Genomic DNA, 16,138 nt, shown 5'->3' with positions numbered 1-16,138 from the left:
CAGGACCGGAATCAAATGTGTCTTCATAAACGCGTCATCAATGGCCTTGATCACACCCGTGGCGGCGGGTTGGCCGACCCAAATCGGGGACTTTGACGCGGAACATGCCGGCCACCGTCGTGATTTAGGACGCGTCGGCCCCCAAAGTGCCCTGCGACGGCTGCCCTTCTGGGAGCCAGGGGTTTCCCGGGGCAGGGACACAGCAGGAGCCGGGCCAGCGGAAACGGGGCACATCGACCCGGGGACGCCCCGGCCGCCGTCGGGATTCGCGATGCCGAGGCCCTTATGGTGCCCCACGGCGGTCGCCATCAGAGGAGAAAAGGGTGACAGTGAAACCGGGGTTGGCCAGAACATCCTCAACCGGGACTCCGAACTGGTCGGCGGCGAAGGCGACAGCATCACGGAATTCTTTTCCCACCCGGGCAACTGCCAGCGTCTCCGCATAGGCGGTGCGGCGGTCTCCGGCCAGATACACCGTTGATCCGGGGGCGTCGAAACGCGACCATGATGACCGGTCAGCAGGACCAGCGGCCCGCGGGAGTGGGCTAAGAGGACCATAAGAGGATTTGGCGATCCTGTATCCGGTCACCGGTCCGTTGATGTACGCCAGTCCTGTTGTTGAGCAGACGGCCATTAACCGGAGAACCGGTCTTCGGTCATGGCTGCAGCGGCGGCCATCACGTCTTTGGCGCGCATCTCCTTGATGGCTTCGACCGGGGAGATTTCATCAAGCCAGGGGTTGGCGCCGACGAACCACAACCTGGCCACGTGCTCGCCTTCGACGCTGGCGACCGCGGTCCAGGCCCGGTGGGCGAGCTGGAGGCGGGCCTGGGCTTCCGGTCTGGGCTCCGGTCCGTCAGTGCGGGCCCACCTGTAACTGATCTTGGGATCCTTGCTGCCGGCCAGAGCAGCCACTAACGTAGCGCCGAGCGCGCTGTTCAGCTGGCGTACGATCTCCCGGATCCCTAGCCGGGCCGTTCCGCCATGTGCCGCGCCGACGTCGATTGAGATGCTCACGGTGCTCCACGCTCCCTTCCTGCATCCCACTGTAATACGGAACCTTCCGAAACTTCTACCAAAAAACCACTAGAAAACCACCACTGATGGCGAGAACCCCAACGTGGCTAGGCTTCGATGGCGTGCGGAGAGCGGGTGCGGGGGCCTACCAGGCCAGGCGCGCAGGGAACGAGGTGGCCTAAGGCATCCCGCTAGGGTCGAATCATGACCCAGCTCGACCCCTGACCTTCCCGGAGACTATGCCTCCGCCCTGACAGCCTTGAAGAGCCTCGTATGAGACCCAATGCCGGGCGAAGCGTGTCGTGAATACCGCCATGATCGAGCTGTACTGGAACATTGGGACGGATCAATCTGGACCACCAGGCAAACGAACCATTGGGGAGCAGAGTTCTCGGCAGGGCAGGCGACCAGCGGGGCGGAGTTCCCGCACCTGAACTGATCCTCCTGGACCAATCCGTACAACATGCGCGTGCTGAAGCATCAGATCCTCAGCAGCCTGCACGCCCGCACGGGGTGCGGCCCCGAACAACCTCCAGGCGCGGCTGGCCGGCGAGGGCAGACGTGCTATACAGGCACAACATGCAGAAAATTCACGCCCCAGCTCACACCCGAGACAGGATCGCCGATACTACCTGTAACAGATCGACCGCCGAACGGTAAGTTCAGGTCAGTTTAGTGAGTTTGGACAGCGCACGGACTGTACCCAACCCGGCAGCCTGCGTCTTGTTCCGTGCCTCTATAGTCGCAGGGAAGGGGTTATCCCAGCTTCCTTCAGTTCCAGCATGGAGGGATCCTCTTGACAGACTCAGCGGACGCCGCGTCCATTCCCGGACACGACGCCGAGGAAATTATCGCCAGCGCCCTGCAAATACTTAAGGACTTCGACAGCACACCCGTGAGCAACATGACCCCTTTGTTCTATCAACACGGATTCGAGGAGTTGAACATGGCAGTCCGTGACTTGCTCCGTCTTTTGGGACACGACCCGGACGCCTAAGCTGTGATCCCTGACCAAATTCAAAGGAATTTCGACTGCCGACCGGATTCTCTTCGTAATCGAACCGCAGTCAGTGACTATATGGAGTCTTAGCGGTAGGCGCGTGCAGGTATGCCACTGATAAAATTTGGGTATGGCACGCAAAACAGTAGTTATTATTGAAGATGATCTCGATGGTTCTGAAGCCAGTGAGACCGTGCAATTCGCCATCGACGGTGCCGAATACGAGATCGATCTGAACGAAAAGCACGCAAATGAACTCCGCCAAGCACTCGACCGCTTCACCGCTGCAGCCCGGAAGTCTTCTGGTGGGCGCGGCCGACCCGCAGGCCGCAGATCACCGTCCGGCGGTATCGATTCGAAGGTCATCCGGAAGTGGGCGCAGGATCAGGGGCTTACAGTCAACGCCCGCGGGCGTATCCAGGCGGAGATCGTTGAGCAGTACCAAGCTGCTCACTGACAATTATCGGAATTGAACGGGTTTAAATGTTCCCGCCAAGACCCGTGGCCATAACATGCACGTAAAAGCATATTGACTACTAGCGCAGGGCCGAAATCCAGCGATTTCGGCCTTGGTCGTTTCTTCATTTAATCGGGCCAAGGTCTGTAATCCGGTCTTCCCCCATTGATTGGGTTGGCATCTGTTGGAGCCCGGGTTTTCGGCGGGACCAGCGGTCTCTGCCTGTTTGCTCGCCCGTTCTATCTCATGCCTCGAAATGTCGTCCGACGCTTCGATATCTCTTTGATCGTTCAAGGCGTCCGCGGTTCCCTCTTCCTCAGGGCAAGCTGAAGATTCACAAGATTCACAAGATTCACCGACATTCACAGGAGGCCGAGCCCAAGGGAGAACCCCTTCCGCCCCACGAGATACGCATAGTACTACTTGTCATATGCGCTGTTATCGGCGGTCTTCGTTTCTTTGGTGCCGGCGTTAGAGCTCGCGCAGGTAGCACAGCATCCGGCAGTCCGTGCCCGGCTGGAGGTTGGTGAAGCCGTGGCGTTCGTAAAAGCGGCGCGTGTCTTTATCAACCTCATCGACGTTGATGTGCATCTCCGCTCCGCCGCGCTCACGGACCTCCTGGACCGCCCTTGTCAGCAAAGCCGTGCCGACGCCCTGGCCGCGCAGGCCGGGCTGGACGTAGAGTTCCTCGAGCTGGGCCAGGGGTCCGTCGTAGTACGGGGTGGGCCTCAGGGTCAGGAATGCTAAACCGGTCGGAGCTGCCGGGGTCCCGGAGAGAAGGACAAGCATGTCAGTGCGGGCCAGGAGGAACTTGAACCGGGCGGCAAATTCCTCGGCACTTGGACCAGGTGTTTCAAACTCAGTGTTGAACTCGTAGAGCAGGCGCCCGACCACTCCCGCCTGCCCGGTGGATGCAATGAAGACGTCTATGGCGGCCATGGGCCCATTCTGCGGGCAGGTTTCTACATCCGGAAGGCCCTGACAGCGGCACAGGGTGGCGGAGCAGGGGGATTCTGTCTGCGGCTATCGCTGCACCGGGGCGCAGGCTAGTCTCGCGGTATGAAACCGCTGATCCTGCTGGACATTGAGGGAGTGCTGAATCCTGTGGCGCATCCGAACGACGACGGCGAGAGTTCCGAGCGGTCACTGCCGGAGGCGAAGGCGTCGCTGGTCCGGGGACTCGCCAAATGCGGACAGATCGCGTGGGTGTCGACATCACCCGAGGACCTGACCGAGGAGCTGGAGTCGCAACTGCAGCTCGAGACGGAACCCGTGCGCGTGGAGTTGGAGATGCGTGAGAGCGACGTTGATGAGCCCACACCGAAGCTGCGGGCGGTGACCGAGTGGCTTGCCCGGAAGGACGCTGACGGAGAGGCCGGTTGGGACGCGCTCGTGTGGATCGATGACGTGCTCGGCCCGGACGCATACGAGTGGGCGGACGGATTCAGCCAGCCGGTACACCTGGAGAAGACGTCGCCGGAGGAGGGGCTGACCAAAGAGCAGGTCGCATCTGTCGAGTCATTCGTGGATGGCATCTGACCCGCCCCGGTTTCGTATTTCATGCCGCTTTTAAATGAATCCGCGCCCGCAGCCGTGTTCAGCGCTAACGGTCTGAAGCAAGGGTAGCCGGGAGTGAATTCCGGGGAGGCGAAGATCGGGTACGCCTTGGTGCACGTGGCCCCGCCCATGCTTGCTCTGTGTAGACGCGTAACCGTGCGGAAGGGAAAACAGGTACCACCCATGCGTGCCGTCCGCCCCGCTCGGGAGTTAAATCAGAGTGGGCGGAAGTCGTGTTGAAGCCCATCCGGTAACTCAGGTTGTCCGGAGTGAGACGGGGCCGGCGACGTGAGTGCCCTCTGAGACCGGGGCATCTCCCCCCAGCCGTCGCCGGCCCTGCACACAGATCAGGACCGAGGGACCACCCTGCTGCGCCCAGCTGGGGCGATGGGACCATGAGTTACGTGAAGGACAGGCAGCTACCGAACACGCCCCCGCCGTCCCCGAGCGGCCTAGGGAATCACGAGCAGCCCGCTTATGGATGGGGGAAACCAGTGGATCGTCTGTCGCCGATCAGGGACTGACGAAGCCGCCAAGATTCACGGTTGTCCTTGGGCTACAACCTGACACCCGAACTTCCGGCTACAAGTGTCAGGTTAGGTTCTGAGGCTTTCGAGAGCGGGCGTCAGAAAATGGGATTTCAGTTCCTATTCTGACGCTTTCCGGGTGGTGGTCTGACGTCAGGTTGGGGTGTATCGCAATCTGATGCACATGCCATGATTCAGGCCCTCGCTGCGCCGTCGTGATTCTTCCCTTCGTTTCACGAGGAGCGCCTGTCCTGTGTCCGATCAGGTTGGTGCCGGGTCAACCCTGGCGTCACCGCTGCACCATGAGTCGGTCCTGCTATCGATGGCACAGAACTTCGGACAACGAGATATCGTCAAGGTCGTGCGGTAGCAGGTAGGTTCCGTCGAAATCTTTGGCTCCGCGTAGCCAGGTTTTCCTCGGGCAGATCCCTGGTACCAGATGGTGTAGGGCCAAGGCTTTGGCGCCAGCGTCGGTGGCAATCCGGACGCAGTCCGCGCTCTCCTGCTGTCACCATCCGCCCCAAGAAGTTCACAGGTACCGAAGGTGGCTCCCCGGTAGTCATTCGTGGCGAAACCTTCCTACGTGTCCTGCCCGGCTCCGGAAAGGTTGGGGAGGAGGCGGCAGCGGCGCCGGGATGGACCCGGAGGGTGATTAGAAAAGCCCCTCGGTGAGGGGCTTTTCTAATCTGCTTATGTACTCAGAGCGGCGAACGGCTTGCATCCACTTTGGGGCGGCGGGAACGGTACCGTTTGTGGCTGCCGTGCCATTTCGATGGCGGTAACGCCGCTGTGGCCTCGGCCTGCGGCCCAATGGACGACGCTCTCCAAGGGGCCGGTGATAACGGTTGGGTTCACTGCACTCGCGTCACCAAACGTCATGTCCGTGCCTGTCACCTTGACCAAGAGCCCGGTATCAGTGCCACGGGTTTTCCAGGCGCCGGTGATGTCTTTGAGGAGCCGTTCCAGCACCAGTGCGGGGATGTCTGTGAAGGTGGCGCTTTTAGACGCCTCTACGGGGCTGGCCAACAGCACTGTGGTTTCAAGATTGCACTCCACCAGAAAGAGCAGCGGCATCGGACGCCGCTCTTACGCCATGTGACCGACTATTCCCGGGAATCCAGCAGTTCATGGAGTTGGCTGATCGCCCCGGCAGGGTCCCCGGCCTGCCCGGTCCAAAAAGCGAGGTTGCTGCGGGTGCTCAGCGTGTCGGGGTGGTCGGGGCCCAACACCCGCAACTGGTCGTCCAGCAGTTCGCGGAACTGGCTGATCGCCCCGGCAAGGTCCCCGGTTTCCCCGGTCAAGGAGGCCAGTTGTTGGGCGATGGTGTGGTGCCGGCGCAGCGGCGGTCGTTCACCCAGGCGCAACTGCAAGCAAATCCGGACAGCATCATCTCGATTCGACTGTGAGGACAAACCGCTTCTGACCTGCGAGAACGCCCAATTCGTCCAAGGGCCAAGGCCTTGCAAGCAGCATAAACAGACGAGTATTCACACAACCGATCCATGGTCATACGCACGGCACCGTCACGGCCCGGGCGGCAACCTGCTTGGGCACAATCCAATCTTTCTCATAGAAGATTGCGGCATCAAAGCGGCGATGCTGCGACAGGCGGGAATGTTCCCTGAAATCCACGACTTTTGCGGGAACTTTCACTGCGCTGAAGGCCTCTAAATAAACACCAATAAAACCAAGGAAAGGACAACATGAATCCTCAAAAGAAACTGATCTCCTAACTGCACTTGATGCAGGCAAGACATGAGTGCGAATCACCTGCTAACAGCAGGCGTAGATGCGCGAATCTGCAGACTCTTCAGACGTAGGGTTTAGGCGCTGCCGGTTCCGTGATTTGAGTGAACATCGAAGTGGCCGCCGCGCCAACACATCCTTACGAAGCTCCAGCGGGGTGCCACGCGACTATGCGGTCAGAACTGGTTGAAAGGAGTTTTCAAAATGTTCCGTAAGCTTGCTTCAATTCTTACCGTTGCACTTTTGGGCGTTGCAGGGCTGGTGGGAGGGGCTGCACCTGCGTCCGCCGTCGGTGCTGCCACCTACTCCGTTAATACACCGGAAGGCCGTCAAGTACCGGAAGGCACGCTCGGCTTCGTCTTCGCGTACACCGAGTACGGCTGGACTGTCATCAACCCCCGAATTCGTTTCCCCTGATTTAGAGTGACAAGATGCAGGCAGGAAACATTGGGGGTGCCAGCTTGGTCATTCCTGACGCGTACCGGTATGACTACATAATTGCCGGCGCTGCTGGCTGGAACGGCGACACAGGATATTGGCGCTGGGGTGCAAGGCGTTTCAGACTTTGGTGCCCCTAGGGACCATAACCGGCTCTCGTTCATTTACCAAAGCTGCACCTGGTACTGCTAGCGGTACCGGCCCTGCCGAGAGCGGCAGGGCCGGTTCACGCAGGCCCTGCCGTCTTCGGGCCAGCGCCCCAATTGTAAACGAAAAGTCTGTCGGTCAGGCCACTTTCGCCGGTACCAGTCCGGGTAGATTTGCCAAGGGTGTGCACCATGCACAACCTGTCCTACAAGAACCGTTGTGCCGGTGAGAACACCGCATCAGGCAGTAGTAAGAGGTGTTCGTCCGTTTCCGCTTCCAAAGCGGTCGCCAGGACGTTTTTCGTTAGCCGGTTCAACAGCCCGTCAGGGCCGACCAGGTCGATTCCCCGCTCCCTGGCCTGGGCCAGGAGCTGCTGCGCTAACGCTTGCTGATCCACATCAGGCGCCACTCCACAGGTATGAGCGTGTGGTGGCGCGACCACGCCGACCACCACATGGGCGTCCTGCTCTCCGCAGACGGGCCTTTCAAAGGCTGCAAGCCGGTCGCCGGCGGCCACGCTGCAAACAAGCTCAAAATTCTCCCATGCGAACCACCCCCCCCAGGGGCTCTTCTGCTAGGTCGGAAGAGCCGAGCAATCAAAACCACGTCGTTTTGTAACCCGCGGTTTTGGGAGTCATGGCCAAGCTCATGGGACGCCCCCTGTTTCAACCAGTCCGGCCCCAAGCCGCTCCTCGACCTACCGGTTTGTATCCTAGGCAGTTTCACGCCGACCACTTATACAGAGATAGGGGAGCCAGCGGGGCACGGCGAGCCACCACTTCCTGACATTGCATCGGATGAATGATTCATGCAACTACGGCAGAAGCCCGGGGATCTGGCCAGGACTCACTGCGCAGCGGGCGCAAGGGTGGGCTGAACTGTAAACCGCCGGAGAGATGCTGGTGCGCAAGGACCTCGCATCTCTGAGGCCCTTGCAGTTGTTATGGCTTCGCCTAGAGCCACCTCGGCCGTCCACGGGAGCAGGCCATCTGCAGCGGACCCACCCGTCTGCGGTGGCATCAGTCGGCATGAACTTTCACGGGGTAAGTGGGATCTTTTGAACAGAGCAACATCAGACAGTTCGCGTTCTGTATTGATTGCCCGGAGAGATGCATAACTAACCCCAACCCGGCTGGTGCCAGTTCACTCACGCGGGCCCCAGACTCGCACCAGCGCTAGGAACTCCCGGTGCGCCTGGTTGCGGCGGTCCTCCCGTTCGTGGGGAGGTACGTCGAACCCTGTGGCCGTCGCGAACTGCTCGTTGACCCAGCCCCGAACCGGCTCAGGTATCCGGCCATGCCCGAGCTCGCGAGTAAGTGCCTTGGTGGCCACCAACTCCGCGACGTGCTGGCCAACATCCTCCGGAGGCGGTGCGGAGGCGAGGAGCTCGCCGAGGTTCATCGGCGGGCTGCTGCCCCCGTGGTGGGCCATCCAGTGCAGCGCCGCAGCCGGTCGCAGCGCGTAGAAGACCCGCTTCAGGTGGCACTCCCCACCTGCTTCCGCTCCGCTGGAGCGCCAGTGGTCGCGGCCGACGTGGAGATAGTGCCGGCCGATCGCCGCCCGGTCGGCCACCTGGCCGACGACAGCCAACAACCGGTCCCGAAAGGCCGGGTCACCGTCGTACACGATCGGCGAGCGGAGCCACTCGGAGACGGTGGCGTTTCCGTTGACGGCGAGCTGGACGGCCTTGATCAGGTCCCAGCCGTTGACATCGAGCACCGGGTCGAGGGGTGTCTCGATCACGTTGCGCGGCCGCCACGGCGAGGCGTAGTCATCGAGAGAACGGATGAAGAGGAAGCGGCAGTCGTAGTCGCTGTCCGGGGACGGGAATCCCCAGGCCCGGCTGCCACTCTCGATGGCCCACGGGATGGCGACGTGATGGTCGGCGGCCGCCGTTTGTAGACGGGCGTTGATGGCGGCGACGACTCCCCGGTCCATCCCCTCGCCGAGGGTACGCACCCCTTCACGCACCTCTAAAGGGTGCCTGGACTCTATAGGGTGCCTGGACCTGAGGCTCAGGGGCCTCTTCAGGGCTGGTCCGCCGCTGCCCTTCAGCTTCCCGGGCGCGATCCTCCTTGTAGTTCCGCCATCCCTCGCACGATGAATAGCACACCGCCGACCTCCTTACAGTGGCTGTTCTTCCATCGTCCTACCAGTAGGATGGCGAGTCGACCCTATACAGGCGCCTGAGCACTTAGGCAAAGCGCCCGCGGACGGGACTGCCTTGCGGTCGAATCGTCCGGCAACCTAGGCGGCTACGGGCTTCATCATGGCGCCCATCTGCCTCATTGGCAGCTCAACAGCACCTCGACCTCTACCCGGCCACCGACGCGCCCACCACGGCTACTCCCTCAAATGCGATGAGCCCGAAAACATCCGGGAAAGGGGCCAGCAGCGCTGCCGGAAAGGGTTCTGCTGAGCGAGGATCCCGCGGATGAGCTGCTTGAGCTGAAACTGCACAAGCTCCCCCGGTCCTGCCGCGTCCAGCAAGGCTGGTTGAGCCGGGTCCGCCACTGCCGGCGGAGCGGCGTGCCGCTGCTGGTGGTCAGCCGTTGGGAGGAGTTCGGAACGAGCCATCAATCCGCGTCCTTCCGCCTGCACCGAAGGGCCAGCGGTTGGGCCGTCCGCCCGGCGGCGTTGCCGATCCTCTCGATGTCCACCAAACCGCCTCCTTTCGCCTGTCCTGACGCACCGTACTCTGCCATGGCTTCATGATGAATTCCCTGTGGACAATTGCACCGCTGGCTTTCGCACCCTCCGTTCTGGCGGGCCCTCAAAGGTGGCCTGTCCTAGGGGCATGTTTTCTGAGGGAATGGTATCGGTTCACAAGGTTGGTCGGGTTCCCCAAGGCGCCCCGCGAAAGGATCCGGATCTCTGGCCAACGATGCGCCCTCCAGGCCAGTCCGTCGGCCCCGGCAATGCCACACCCCCTTCCACGCCAGGCCCGGCGGGAAACCTTGGTGCAGCCGAGTTCTATCTGAACCTCGTATTTTTTGGGCTCGTGTTCGTGGTTGAACCTCTACAGTTCGGTGAGCTGGGTCGCGGCGCCACGCAAGGGCGGGTGATCATGTGCCAAAGTGCTCGTTGGAAGGAGAGAAGGACTTGGTGGCTGGCGAAAAGGAAAAAATCAACTCCATGGGGCCAGAATTCCGGGCACTCGGCGACGCAGCGGCACTTGTCTACGAGACAATCGAGCGCAGCGGCCACTCCCCACCAGCGTTGAACTCATACGAAACAGTGGAATCAGCCGCTCCACTGTCGAAAAAGCCCTTGTCGCGATGGAAGGTCTAAGCATGATCCACCGCGACGGCCGGCACTGGAAGATCACCGCCACAGCGAATCTTCGCGCCCTCGCGGAACGTATGGGCGTAATGGAGGACTACCAAGCTCATATCAGCCGGAATCGACGCGAACGTGCTGCCTGGCGCGCCGTACTTGGACCGCCCGCGACCGATGTGGCTTTCGTTCGGAACCGTGCGGGGGAGGGCTTTTCTCGGATGTTGTCCCAAAAGACCGCCTCTTCGGACGGACACGTCTTGCATCCTAGAAATTGCGGGACGTCCCCCCGAGAGGACGGCCGGCGACAGCGGCGTGCCCGGGGTCCGCCCGTAATAGGACATGGGCTTCGTCCAGGTCGCAGGCATTGCCCTCAGCGCGGATTGCCCTCCATTTGTCGACAGAGGCAAGAAGTTCCTCCCCGGAAGCAGCCCCGGCAGGCCTCGGCATTTTTCGGGTTGAGCATGCCCTCATGTAAGTGAGCGCCGCCCCATGACATCTAGGTGTCGTTGCTTAACCACCGCTGTAATCGTTCCGTGGCATCTCCGTGAACTCTGATACTTCCCAGAATTGCAGAAAGGTCAGCCCGGTGACTCTCGTATTCCGAAACTGGCGAAGTGGCTGTAGCAGTGAAGCCGCGCCTGAATAGAACTACGTATATTTGCGTTTGCTGCACCGGCCCGCTGTCCGGCGGTGTCCAAATGAACTCTCGTAGCCAGCCATGACCAACTACGCCGGAAACGACATATGGTTCCATGGCAAGTTCTTCATACCCTGGTAACTCGTTCTCAAGAAGGGGCCCCTGGGCATCCGCATAAGTCTGCGTGTCCATGTCCTCGCTGAGCTCCTCAGTCGAGATTATCACGTTAGCCTGCCCGTCTGGTGCGAGGAATGTGTAGGAGTCCTTGTAGAACCACCCCGGCAGGAGTTTGGCCGAAACGAGGGAAGAAGGGGAACGAAACCCATCCTCTTTATCCGAATCTGTGATTTGGCCAAAGCCTAGCTCACGCTTCAGTTTAATCGCTGAGATGCTATATCCGACGCCTATGCCAAAAATGACTGCGGGCCAAACCCATTCCAACAAGAAGCCGTCAAGCGCAGGGGGTTGTGCCGGTACTGCCGCGACGGCTGACAGTGCACCGTCGACCACCACCGTTTTCGGGTCTCCAAGACGGGTGGGGGTGATCCCCGTCGCCTGTGCCAACGCCCGGGCGACAAGTGGGGTCAACGATGACCCGCCGGTGAGGTAGAACCTGACGACTTTGGATGTGTCGTTGCGGTCCAGCAATGTCCTCGTTAGGGCGACTGCTCGTTCAACGAGGGGACGAATCAACGCCTCGTATTCCTCAGCGGTCAGTCGATACGCGTCGTCATAGTCGTCTCCAATAAACACAGGGATTTCTGTGGCCGGACGGGATGAGAGTTCCTCCTTAGCCTTACGGACGTTTTCGCACAACGTCGCTTCTTCCCGGCGTCCGTTGGAACTGCGGAGGTGGGCGACCGCTTCGGGGTGCCTGGCCTCAATTTGGCCTAGCGTCCAATCCCACAACGCCGCATCGAGATTGTTCCCACCAAGGTTCTCAATCGCTTCAATGTCCTTCACCTCGAACTCGCCATCCTCGGTGTGCTCCACCAACGCTAGATCGAGGGTCCCACCACCGAAGTCGAATACCAGAACCTGGCCCCCAATCGGAATCGGCTGTCCGACTGACTCATGGCGGAAATAGTGGGCGGCGGCTATCGGTTCCTCCAGGAGCACGATGCTACGCCGTTCGAACCCGGCGCTTTCAGCGGCGCGAAGTAGCTGTTGCCTGTGTCGTCCGCCCCATGCGGACGGGTGAGTAAGGACAACCTTGGCCGGTTCCACCCGTGCTTTCCGGTCCAAAGCGATCCGCCTGACCTCCCGAAAGATTTCCGCGACGAATTCTTCGGCACGAATGGGACGGCCGTCATATATTCGCGGGGGCATTCCCACCAGGCTTTTTGGGTTTTCCTCATAGGTGTGTGGGTATCTGGCTCGGAGCCGCTCCGCCATCTCCCCGACGCGGGGTCCGTTTCCGGTGTCTAGGATTACTCCCGAGGGCATCGTCCGTGATCCGCGCGACAGCTCCAAGACGTCGTTCTTTCCCCCGCTGCGGATAGCGGCTGCAGTGTTCAATGTTCCGAAATCAATTGCCAATATCCAGGCGTCTGCGTGGTCGGTCATGAAGTGCTCCCTACGCTGGCATAAAAACTAGCTGAACCTTTTCTGAGGAGCGGCATCAAAGCCCCATGAGATGTCATTAGATTTCCCTGCTGCGTCCGATGTAGATAGGGGGCTCGGCGACCATTGGGTATTCGGCGTCGGCGCAAACGAACTCGAGAGTGGCAGTTCCGCCGCGGCGGACCGTGGTGGCATCATTTTGGAAGGAGGGTGACAGTGAAAAATAATGTTGTATTCATCGGAGGGGCGCCCAAGATAAAGTCATCATCGAAGCCGTAGTCAAGATCGGTGCCAGTTTCCGGTATTTCGGTATTTCGGTATTATACGCTTCGCATTCTGTGCAGAACATCATGCCGTTTTGCTCGCGTGCGAGTTGTGAGCGGTGATGGACGAGGAAGCAGTTTGAGCAGGTGAACTCGTCCTTCTGCACTGGCACTATTCTGACCGTCAGTACTTCCGCCGAGAGGTCTGCGCCTGGCAGTTCGACGCCTTCGGCGGTCAATAAATACTGCTACTGACCGGCGCGACGGCGCGTCAACGGCGGGCAGAAGGGGAACTCAGCACGGCTTCAAGGCCGCTGATCGCAAGGTGTTTTTCCGGACAGGTTCGGGCTGCTCACGGCTCTCTACGTCACGCCGTTTGATCAGCGCAGTGCTGACACAGCGGCCTGCCGTTCCCCACCGCAGAAGGGCATTAGAGACAGGCCGCCCAGCTTGCTTTCTTAGACATTGCCGTTTTCCGGGGCGGACAGGGGGAGGTAGTAGGCGGAGTGGTAGCGGCTGCTGTCACTGGTCACAACCCATGCCGATCCCTTCCGGACACGGAACCGCTTGTTCAGGACAGTCCGCTCGTGGCGGCTGAGGTGGGCGAGGACGCCTGCCAAGACGTCCTCGTGAGTGCACAGGACCGTTCCCTTCCCGCGCTGCTGCGCGACCAGGTTGAGTGTGGCCTGGAGGCTGCCTCCGGCAAGATGGTCTGAGGGTTCCACTTCAAGGTACTCCCGCCGCGCCAGCTCAGCGACCGTGCCGATGCAGCGGGGCGAGGGGGCGGACAGGACACGCTCGATTTCGAACATGGATCCCAAGGCAGCCAGCGGTGTGGCAGCTAGAGCGGCGGCTCCGGCAGGCGGCGTGCCGTCATCAGTGTGGTCCGGGTCGTTGCGCTTGATGACCTGGGCGCCGCGGACGAGTAACAGCATCTTTTCGCGTTCCGGTACCGGATTCAAGCCGAGTTGCAGCTGAAGTTGCGTGCCCAGCGCGACGATCGGAGGCCGGTCCCGCGGCTCCGTCACTGTGCGCAGGGCTGCCGGCAGCGAAAGCCACCGCACGGCGTCCACCTCCTCGTTAGCGGTGAAGTGCCCCGAATCGGCGGCAGCCGCCCAGTAGCGGATCGTCTTGATTCTGTTCTTGCTGTCCTCATACCGGATCGGCGGCAGCTCTGCGCCAAGGCGGCATTCAAAGCCGGTTTCCTCCCGGACTTCCCGTGCCGCACATTCGCGGCCGGTTTCTCCGGGTTCTGCTTTGCCCTTTGGGATGGACCAGTCGCCGTGGCTGGGCCGGTGGATCAGGAGCACTTCGACCGCCCCTTTGGGTCCGATGCGCCAGGGCAGTGCGCCGTAGGTGGGAAGCTTGGTCTTGCTCATACGCTCGTCTCCGTCTGCACGTTTTGAATCTGAATAGGGGTCATGGCCGGAATCGCCGGTTCCTGGGGGTGCTGAATTTCATCGAGGCGGCTGTACAGGCCGCCCGCTGCGACCAGCTCCTCGTGCCGGCCGCTTTCGACGATCCGGCCATGGTCGAGGACGTAGATCCTGTCGGCACGCTTGAGCGTGGATAGCCTGTGGGCGATGACGATCACCGTGCGCCCGGCCATGAGCCGGTCGAGCCCGTGCATGACGTACTGCTCGGAGATCGCGTCCAGGCCTGATGTCGGTTCGTCGAGGATGACGATGGGTGAATCCCGCATGAGCGCCCGGGCTATGGCGATGCGCTGGCGTTGTCCGCCTGAGAGGGTGACACCCCGCTCCGCCACGAGAGTGTCGTATCCCTGGGGCAGATCGCGGACGAACTCGTCTACATAGGCCGCCTCTGCTGCCGCGAGCACCTGCTGCCGGGTGGCGCCTTCGCAGCCATAGGCGATGTTGTCGTAGATGCTCCCACGGAACAGGATGGACTCCTGCAGGACCATCGAAATCTGTTTGCGGACAGTGGGTACCTGCAGCTTCCGGGCGTCGATCCTGTCGAGCAGAACCGTCCCCGCGGTGACGTCATAGAGCCGCGGAATCAAGCTGACAACGGACGATTTTCCGGCGCCCGTGGGACCTGTGATGGCCACCAGGCTTCCCGGTTCGGCCTTCAGGTTAATTCCGTGCAGGACGTCCCGGTCCTGGTAGCCGAAGCTGACGTTCCGCAGCTCCACCCGGCCATCCAGCCGCGGCGCGGGAACAGCGCCAGGCTCATCCGCAATGGCCGGAGCGGTGCCCAGGATTTCCTGGATGCGCTCGGCGCTGGCCTGGCCGCGGCTGATCACTGTGGTCAGTTTCGCTAGGGATTTCATGGGCGAATACATCGCTTTGAGGTAGGCGATGAAGACGAGCAGCAGGCCCAGCGTCATGGTTCCGTCCAGCACCCGCTGCGCGCCGATCCACAGCACCAGCACGGTGCCCAGTGTGGCAATTACGTCCACCAGGGGAGAGAACATCGACTGGAGCCGGATGACCCTCAGGCCGGCATTCATGCGCCCATTGTTCCGGAACCGGAAGGCCTCTTCGTGATGCGTTTCGCTTGTATACGTTTGCATCACTCGCACGGAAGCGAACGTCTCGGACATGGCCGCAGCGATGTCGCTGTCCTTGCTGCGGGCTTCCTTGGAGGCGCTCTTGATGCGGCGTCTGTACACCAGGACGGTCACGAACATCAGCGGAGCAACGGCCAGGCCGATCAATGCGAAGGTCGGGTCCACGAGAACGCAGATGGTGGTGATGAAGCCCAGAATGAAAATGTTCGGCAGCAGCACGGAAAGCATCGACACCATCAGTGAACGGACGTAATCGACGTCCGTGGTGGTCCGGGTGACAAGGTCGCCCAGCCGCTGTTTGTCATGGAATGACAGCGACAGGCGCTGAAGGTGCACGAAGACATCGGCCCGGATGGTGGCCATTGTCTTCTCGCCGACGCCGTTGAGCAGCCGGGCGCCCAGACAATCTGCCGCGGCATTCATCACGGTTAGGACAAGCAGCGCCGATGCTGCCAGCAGCAACAGCTGGAGCGGGCTGAGGCTGCCGAGGCCCAGGAACTCCGGCGTCGTTTCCGTGCCCGATTTGCCCAGCGGCTGCAGGACGTCGTCAACAATGATCTTCATCGGCCAAGGCAGCGCGACTTGCATCGCTGCAACGAAAATGACCAGCAGCGTGCCGCCGCCCATTGCCCGGCCGTGTGGAACCACCGCCTTCCGGAACCGCCAAAAGGTGCGAAACATCTGTCCCCCTATGAAGACCAGTGAGACAAACGGACAACCTCTACTAAGAGAGCGACCGCTAGTAGGGCTCCCCACAGCGCGCGTCCCCTGAGCCCCAGATGCGTATGGCTCCTGGCGTTCTCAAATTCCTGATGTATAAACGAGGACTTAATCTGATGTGTTTTCAACTTTTTCCTTTTTAAAATTTCATGCTGGCTTGGTGGTTTGTCGTTTTTGTTGTTGTGACGCAAGAGAAGTTGTTGTAGACGGCAAAAACTCACATTGCGGTGTTGGCAATATATGTGGAGCGGGTG

The 16,138-nt window shown here is 60.9% G+C and carries 15 protein-coding genes and 2 pseudogenes; 5 read left to right on the top strand and 12 right to left on the bottom strand.

The window, feature by feature from the left end; translation table 11 throughout:
• Positions 1 to 283: 283 nt before the first annotated feature.
• Positions 284 to 475, bottom strand: a complete 192-nt coding sequence (locus QFZ33_RS03955; protein ID WP_307025046.1) for a hypothetical protein — start codon at positions 473 to 475, stop codon at positions 284 to 286.
• A 158-nt stretch (positions 476 to 633) separates the two neighbouring features.
• A complete protein-coding gene (locus tag QFZ33_RS03950) occupies positions 634 to 1,017 on the bottom strand; it encodes a hypothetical protein (protein ID WP_307025044.1) in 384 nt (127 codons plus the stop codon).
• A gap of 796 nt (positions 1,018 to 1,813) precedes the next feature.
• Here QFZ33_RS03950 and QFZ33_RS03945 point away from each other — a divergent pair.
• Together QFZ33_RS03945 and QFZ33_RS03940 are read left to right on the top strand one after the other, a co-directional pair.
• A complete protein-coding gene (locus tag QFZ33_RS03945; protein ID WP_307025042.1) occupies positions 1,814 to 2,014 on the top strand; it encodes a hypothetical protein in 201 nt (66 codons plus the stop codon).
• A gap of 133 nt (positions 2,015 to 2,147) precedes the next feature.
• Positions 2,148 to 2,474 carry a histone-like nucleoid-structuring protein Lsr2 gene (locus QFZ33_RS03940; protein ID WP_307025040.1) on the top strand — a complete coding sequence of 109 codons (327 nt, stop codon included), beginning with the start codon at positions 2,148 to 2,150 and terminating at the stop codon, positions 2,472 to 2,474.
• A 471-nt stretch (positions 2,475 to 2,945) separates the two neighbouring features.
• On the opposite strand, the gene QFZ33_RS03935 is transcribed toward QFZ33_RS03940, so the two are convergent.
• The gene (locus QFZ33_RS03935) at positions 2,946 to 3,413 is read right to left on the bottom strand and encodes a GNAT family N-acetyltransferase (RefSeq protein ID WP_307025038.1); all 468 of its coding nucleotides are present in this window, start codon (positions 3,411 to 3,413) and stop codon (positions 2,946 to 2,948) included.
• A gap of 120 nt (positions 3,414 to 3,533) precedes the next feature.
• Between QFZ33_RS03935 and QFZ33_RS03930 the strand changes: the two genes are divergently transcribed.
• A complete protein-coding gene (locus tag QFZ33_RS03930; RefSeq protein WP_307025036.1) occupies positions 3,534 to 4,013 on the top strand; it encodes an HAD domain-containing protein in 480 nt (159 codons plus the stop codon).
• A gap of 1,235 nt (positions 4,014 to 5,248) precedes the next feature.
• Here the strand turns inward: QFZ33_RS03930 and QFZ33_RS03925 are convergent.
• From QFZ33_RS03925 to QFZ33_RS03915, 3 genes are all read right to left on the bottom strand, one after another.
• On the bottom strand, positions 5,249 to 5,632 hold the full coding sequence (locus tag QFZ33_RS03925; RefSeq protein WP_307025034.1) for a hypothetical protein: 384 nt from the start codon (positions 5,630 to 5,632) through the stop codon (positions 5,249 to 5,251).
• A 29-nt stretch (positions 5,633 to 5,661) separates the two neighbouring features.
• A complete protein-coding gene (locus tag QFZ33_RS03920) occupies positions 5,662 to 5,928 on the bottom strand; it encodes a tetratricopeptide repeat protein (RefSeq protein ID WP_307025032.1) in 267 nt (88 codons plus the stop codon).
• A 136-nt stretch (positions 5,929 to 6,064) separates the two neighbouring features.
• On the bottom strand, positions 6,065 to 6,310 hold the full coding sequence (locus QFZ33_RS03915; RefSeq protein ID WP_307025030.1) for a hypothetical protein: 246 nt from the start codon (positions 6,308 to 6,310) through the stop codon (positions 6,065 to 6,067).
• 198 nt (positions 6,311 to 6,508) lie between these two features.
• On the opposite strand from QFZ33_RS03915, the gene QFZ33_RS03910 reads away from it, so the two are divergent.
• Positions 6,509 to 6,721, top strand: a complete 213-nt coding sequence (locus tag QFZ33_RS03910; protein WP_307025028.1) for a hypothetical protein — start codon at positions 6,509 to 6,511, stop codon at positions 6,719 to 6,721.
• 421 nt (positions 6,722 to 7,142) lie between these two features.
• On the opposite strand, the pseudogene QFZ33_RS24065 reads toward QFZ33_RS03910, so the two are convergent.
• A pseudogene (locus QFZ33_RS24065) lies at positions 7,143 to 7,298 on the bottom strand (IS256 family transposase); the annotation flags it as partial.
• A 9-nt stretch (positions 7,299 to 7,307) separates the two neighbouring features.
• Here QFZ33_RS24065 and QFZ33_RS03900 point away from each other — a divergent pair.
• Positions 7,308 to 7,694, top strand: a complete 387-nt coding sequence (locus QFZ33_RS03900; RefSeq protein ID WP_307025027.1) for a DUF4913 domain-containing protein — start codon at positions 7,308 to 7,310, stop codon at positions 7,692 to 7,694.
• A gap of 338 nt (positions 7,695 to 8,032) precedes the next feature.
• Here the strand turns inward: QFZ33_RS03900 and QFZ33_RS03895 are convergent, their stop codons facing one another.
• The 5 genes and pseudogenes from QFZ33_RS03895 to QFZ33_RS03875 all read right to left on the bottom strand — a co-directional run bounded on the left by QFZ33_RS03895 (position 8,033) and on the right by QFZ33_RS03875 (position 15,791).
• Positions 8,033 to 8,860 carry a nucleotidyltransferase domain-containing protein gene (locus QFZ33_RS03895; RefSeq protein WP_307025025.1) on the bottom strand — a complete coding sequence of 276 codons (828 nt, stop codon included), beginning with the start codon at positions 8,858 to 8,860 and terminating at the stop codon, positions 8,033 to 8,035.
• Between the two features lie 1,804 nt (positions 8,861 to 10,664).
• On the bottom strand, positions 10,665 to 12,371 hold the full coding sequence (locus QFZ33_RS03890) for an Hsp70 family protein (protein ID WP_307025023.1): 1,707 nt from the start codon (positions 12,369 to 12,371) through the stop codon (positions 10,665 to 10,667).
• Between the two features lie 325 nt (positions 12,372 to 12,696).
• Positions 12,697 to 12,864, bottom strand: a pseudogene (locus QFZ33_RS03885) (DUF4193 family protein); the annotation flags it as partial.
• Positions 12,865 to 13,089: 225 nt separating this feature from the next.
• Positions 13,090 to 14,010, bottom strand: coding sequence for an NUDIX hydrolase (locus tag QFZ33_RS03880; protein ID WP_307025019.1), 921 nt, complete (start codon positions 14,008 to 14,010; stop codon positions 13,090 to 13,092).
• The gene (locus QFZ33_RS03875; protein ID WP_307031653.1) at positions 14,007 to 15,791 is read right to left on the bottom strand and encodes an ABC transporter ATP-binding protein; all 1,785 of its coding nucleotides are present in this window, start codon (positions 15,789 to 15,791) and stop codon (positions 14,007 to 14,009) included. Before QFZ33_RS03875 ends, QFZ33_RS03880 begins: the two co-directional genes overlap by 4 nt.
• Positions 15,792 to 16,138: the final 347 nt, after the last annotated feature.

The sequence above is a fragment of the Arthrobacter globiformis genome, from assembly GCF_030815865.1.
Taxonomy (GTDB): Bacteria; Actinomycetota; Actinomycetes; order Actinomycetales; family Micrococcaceae; genus Arthrobacter; species Arthrobacter globiformis_B.
The sequence above is the reverse complement of the archived record's forward strand: the minus strand, read 5'-3'. Positions and strand labels throughout refer to the sequence as shown.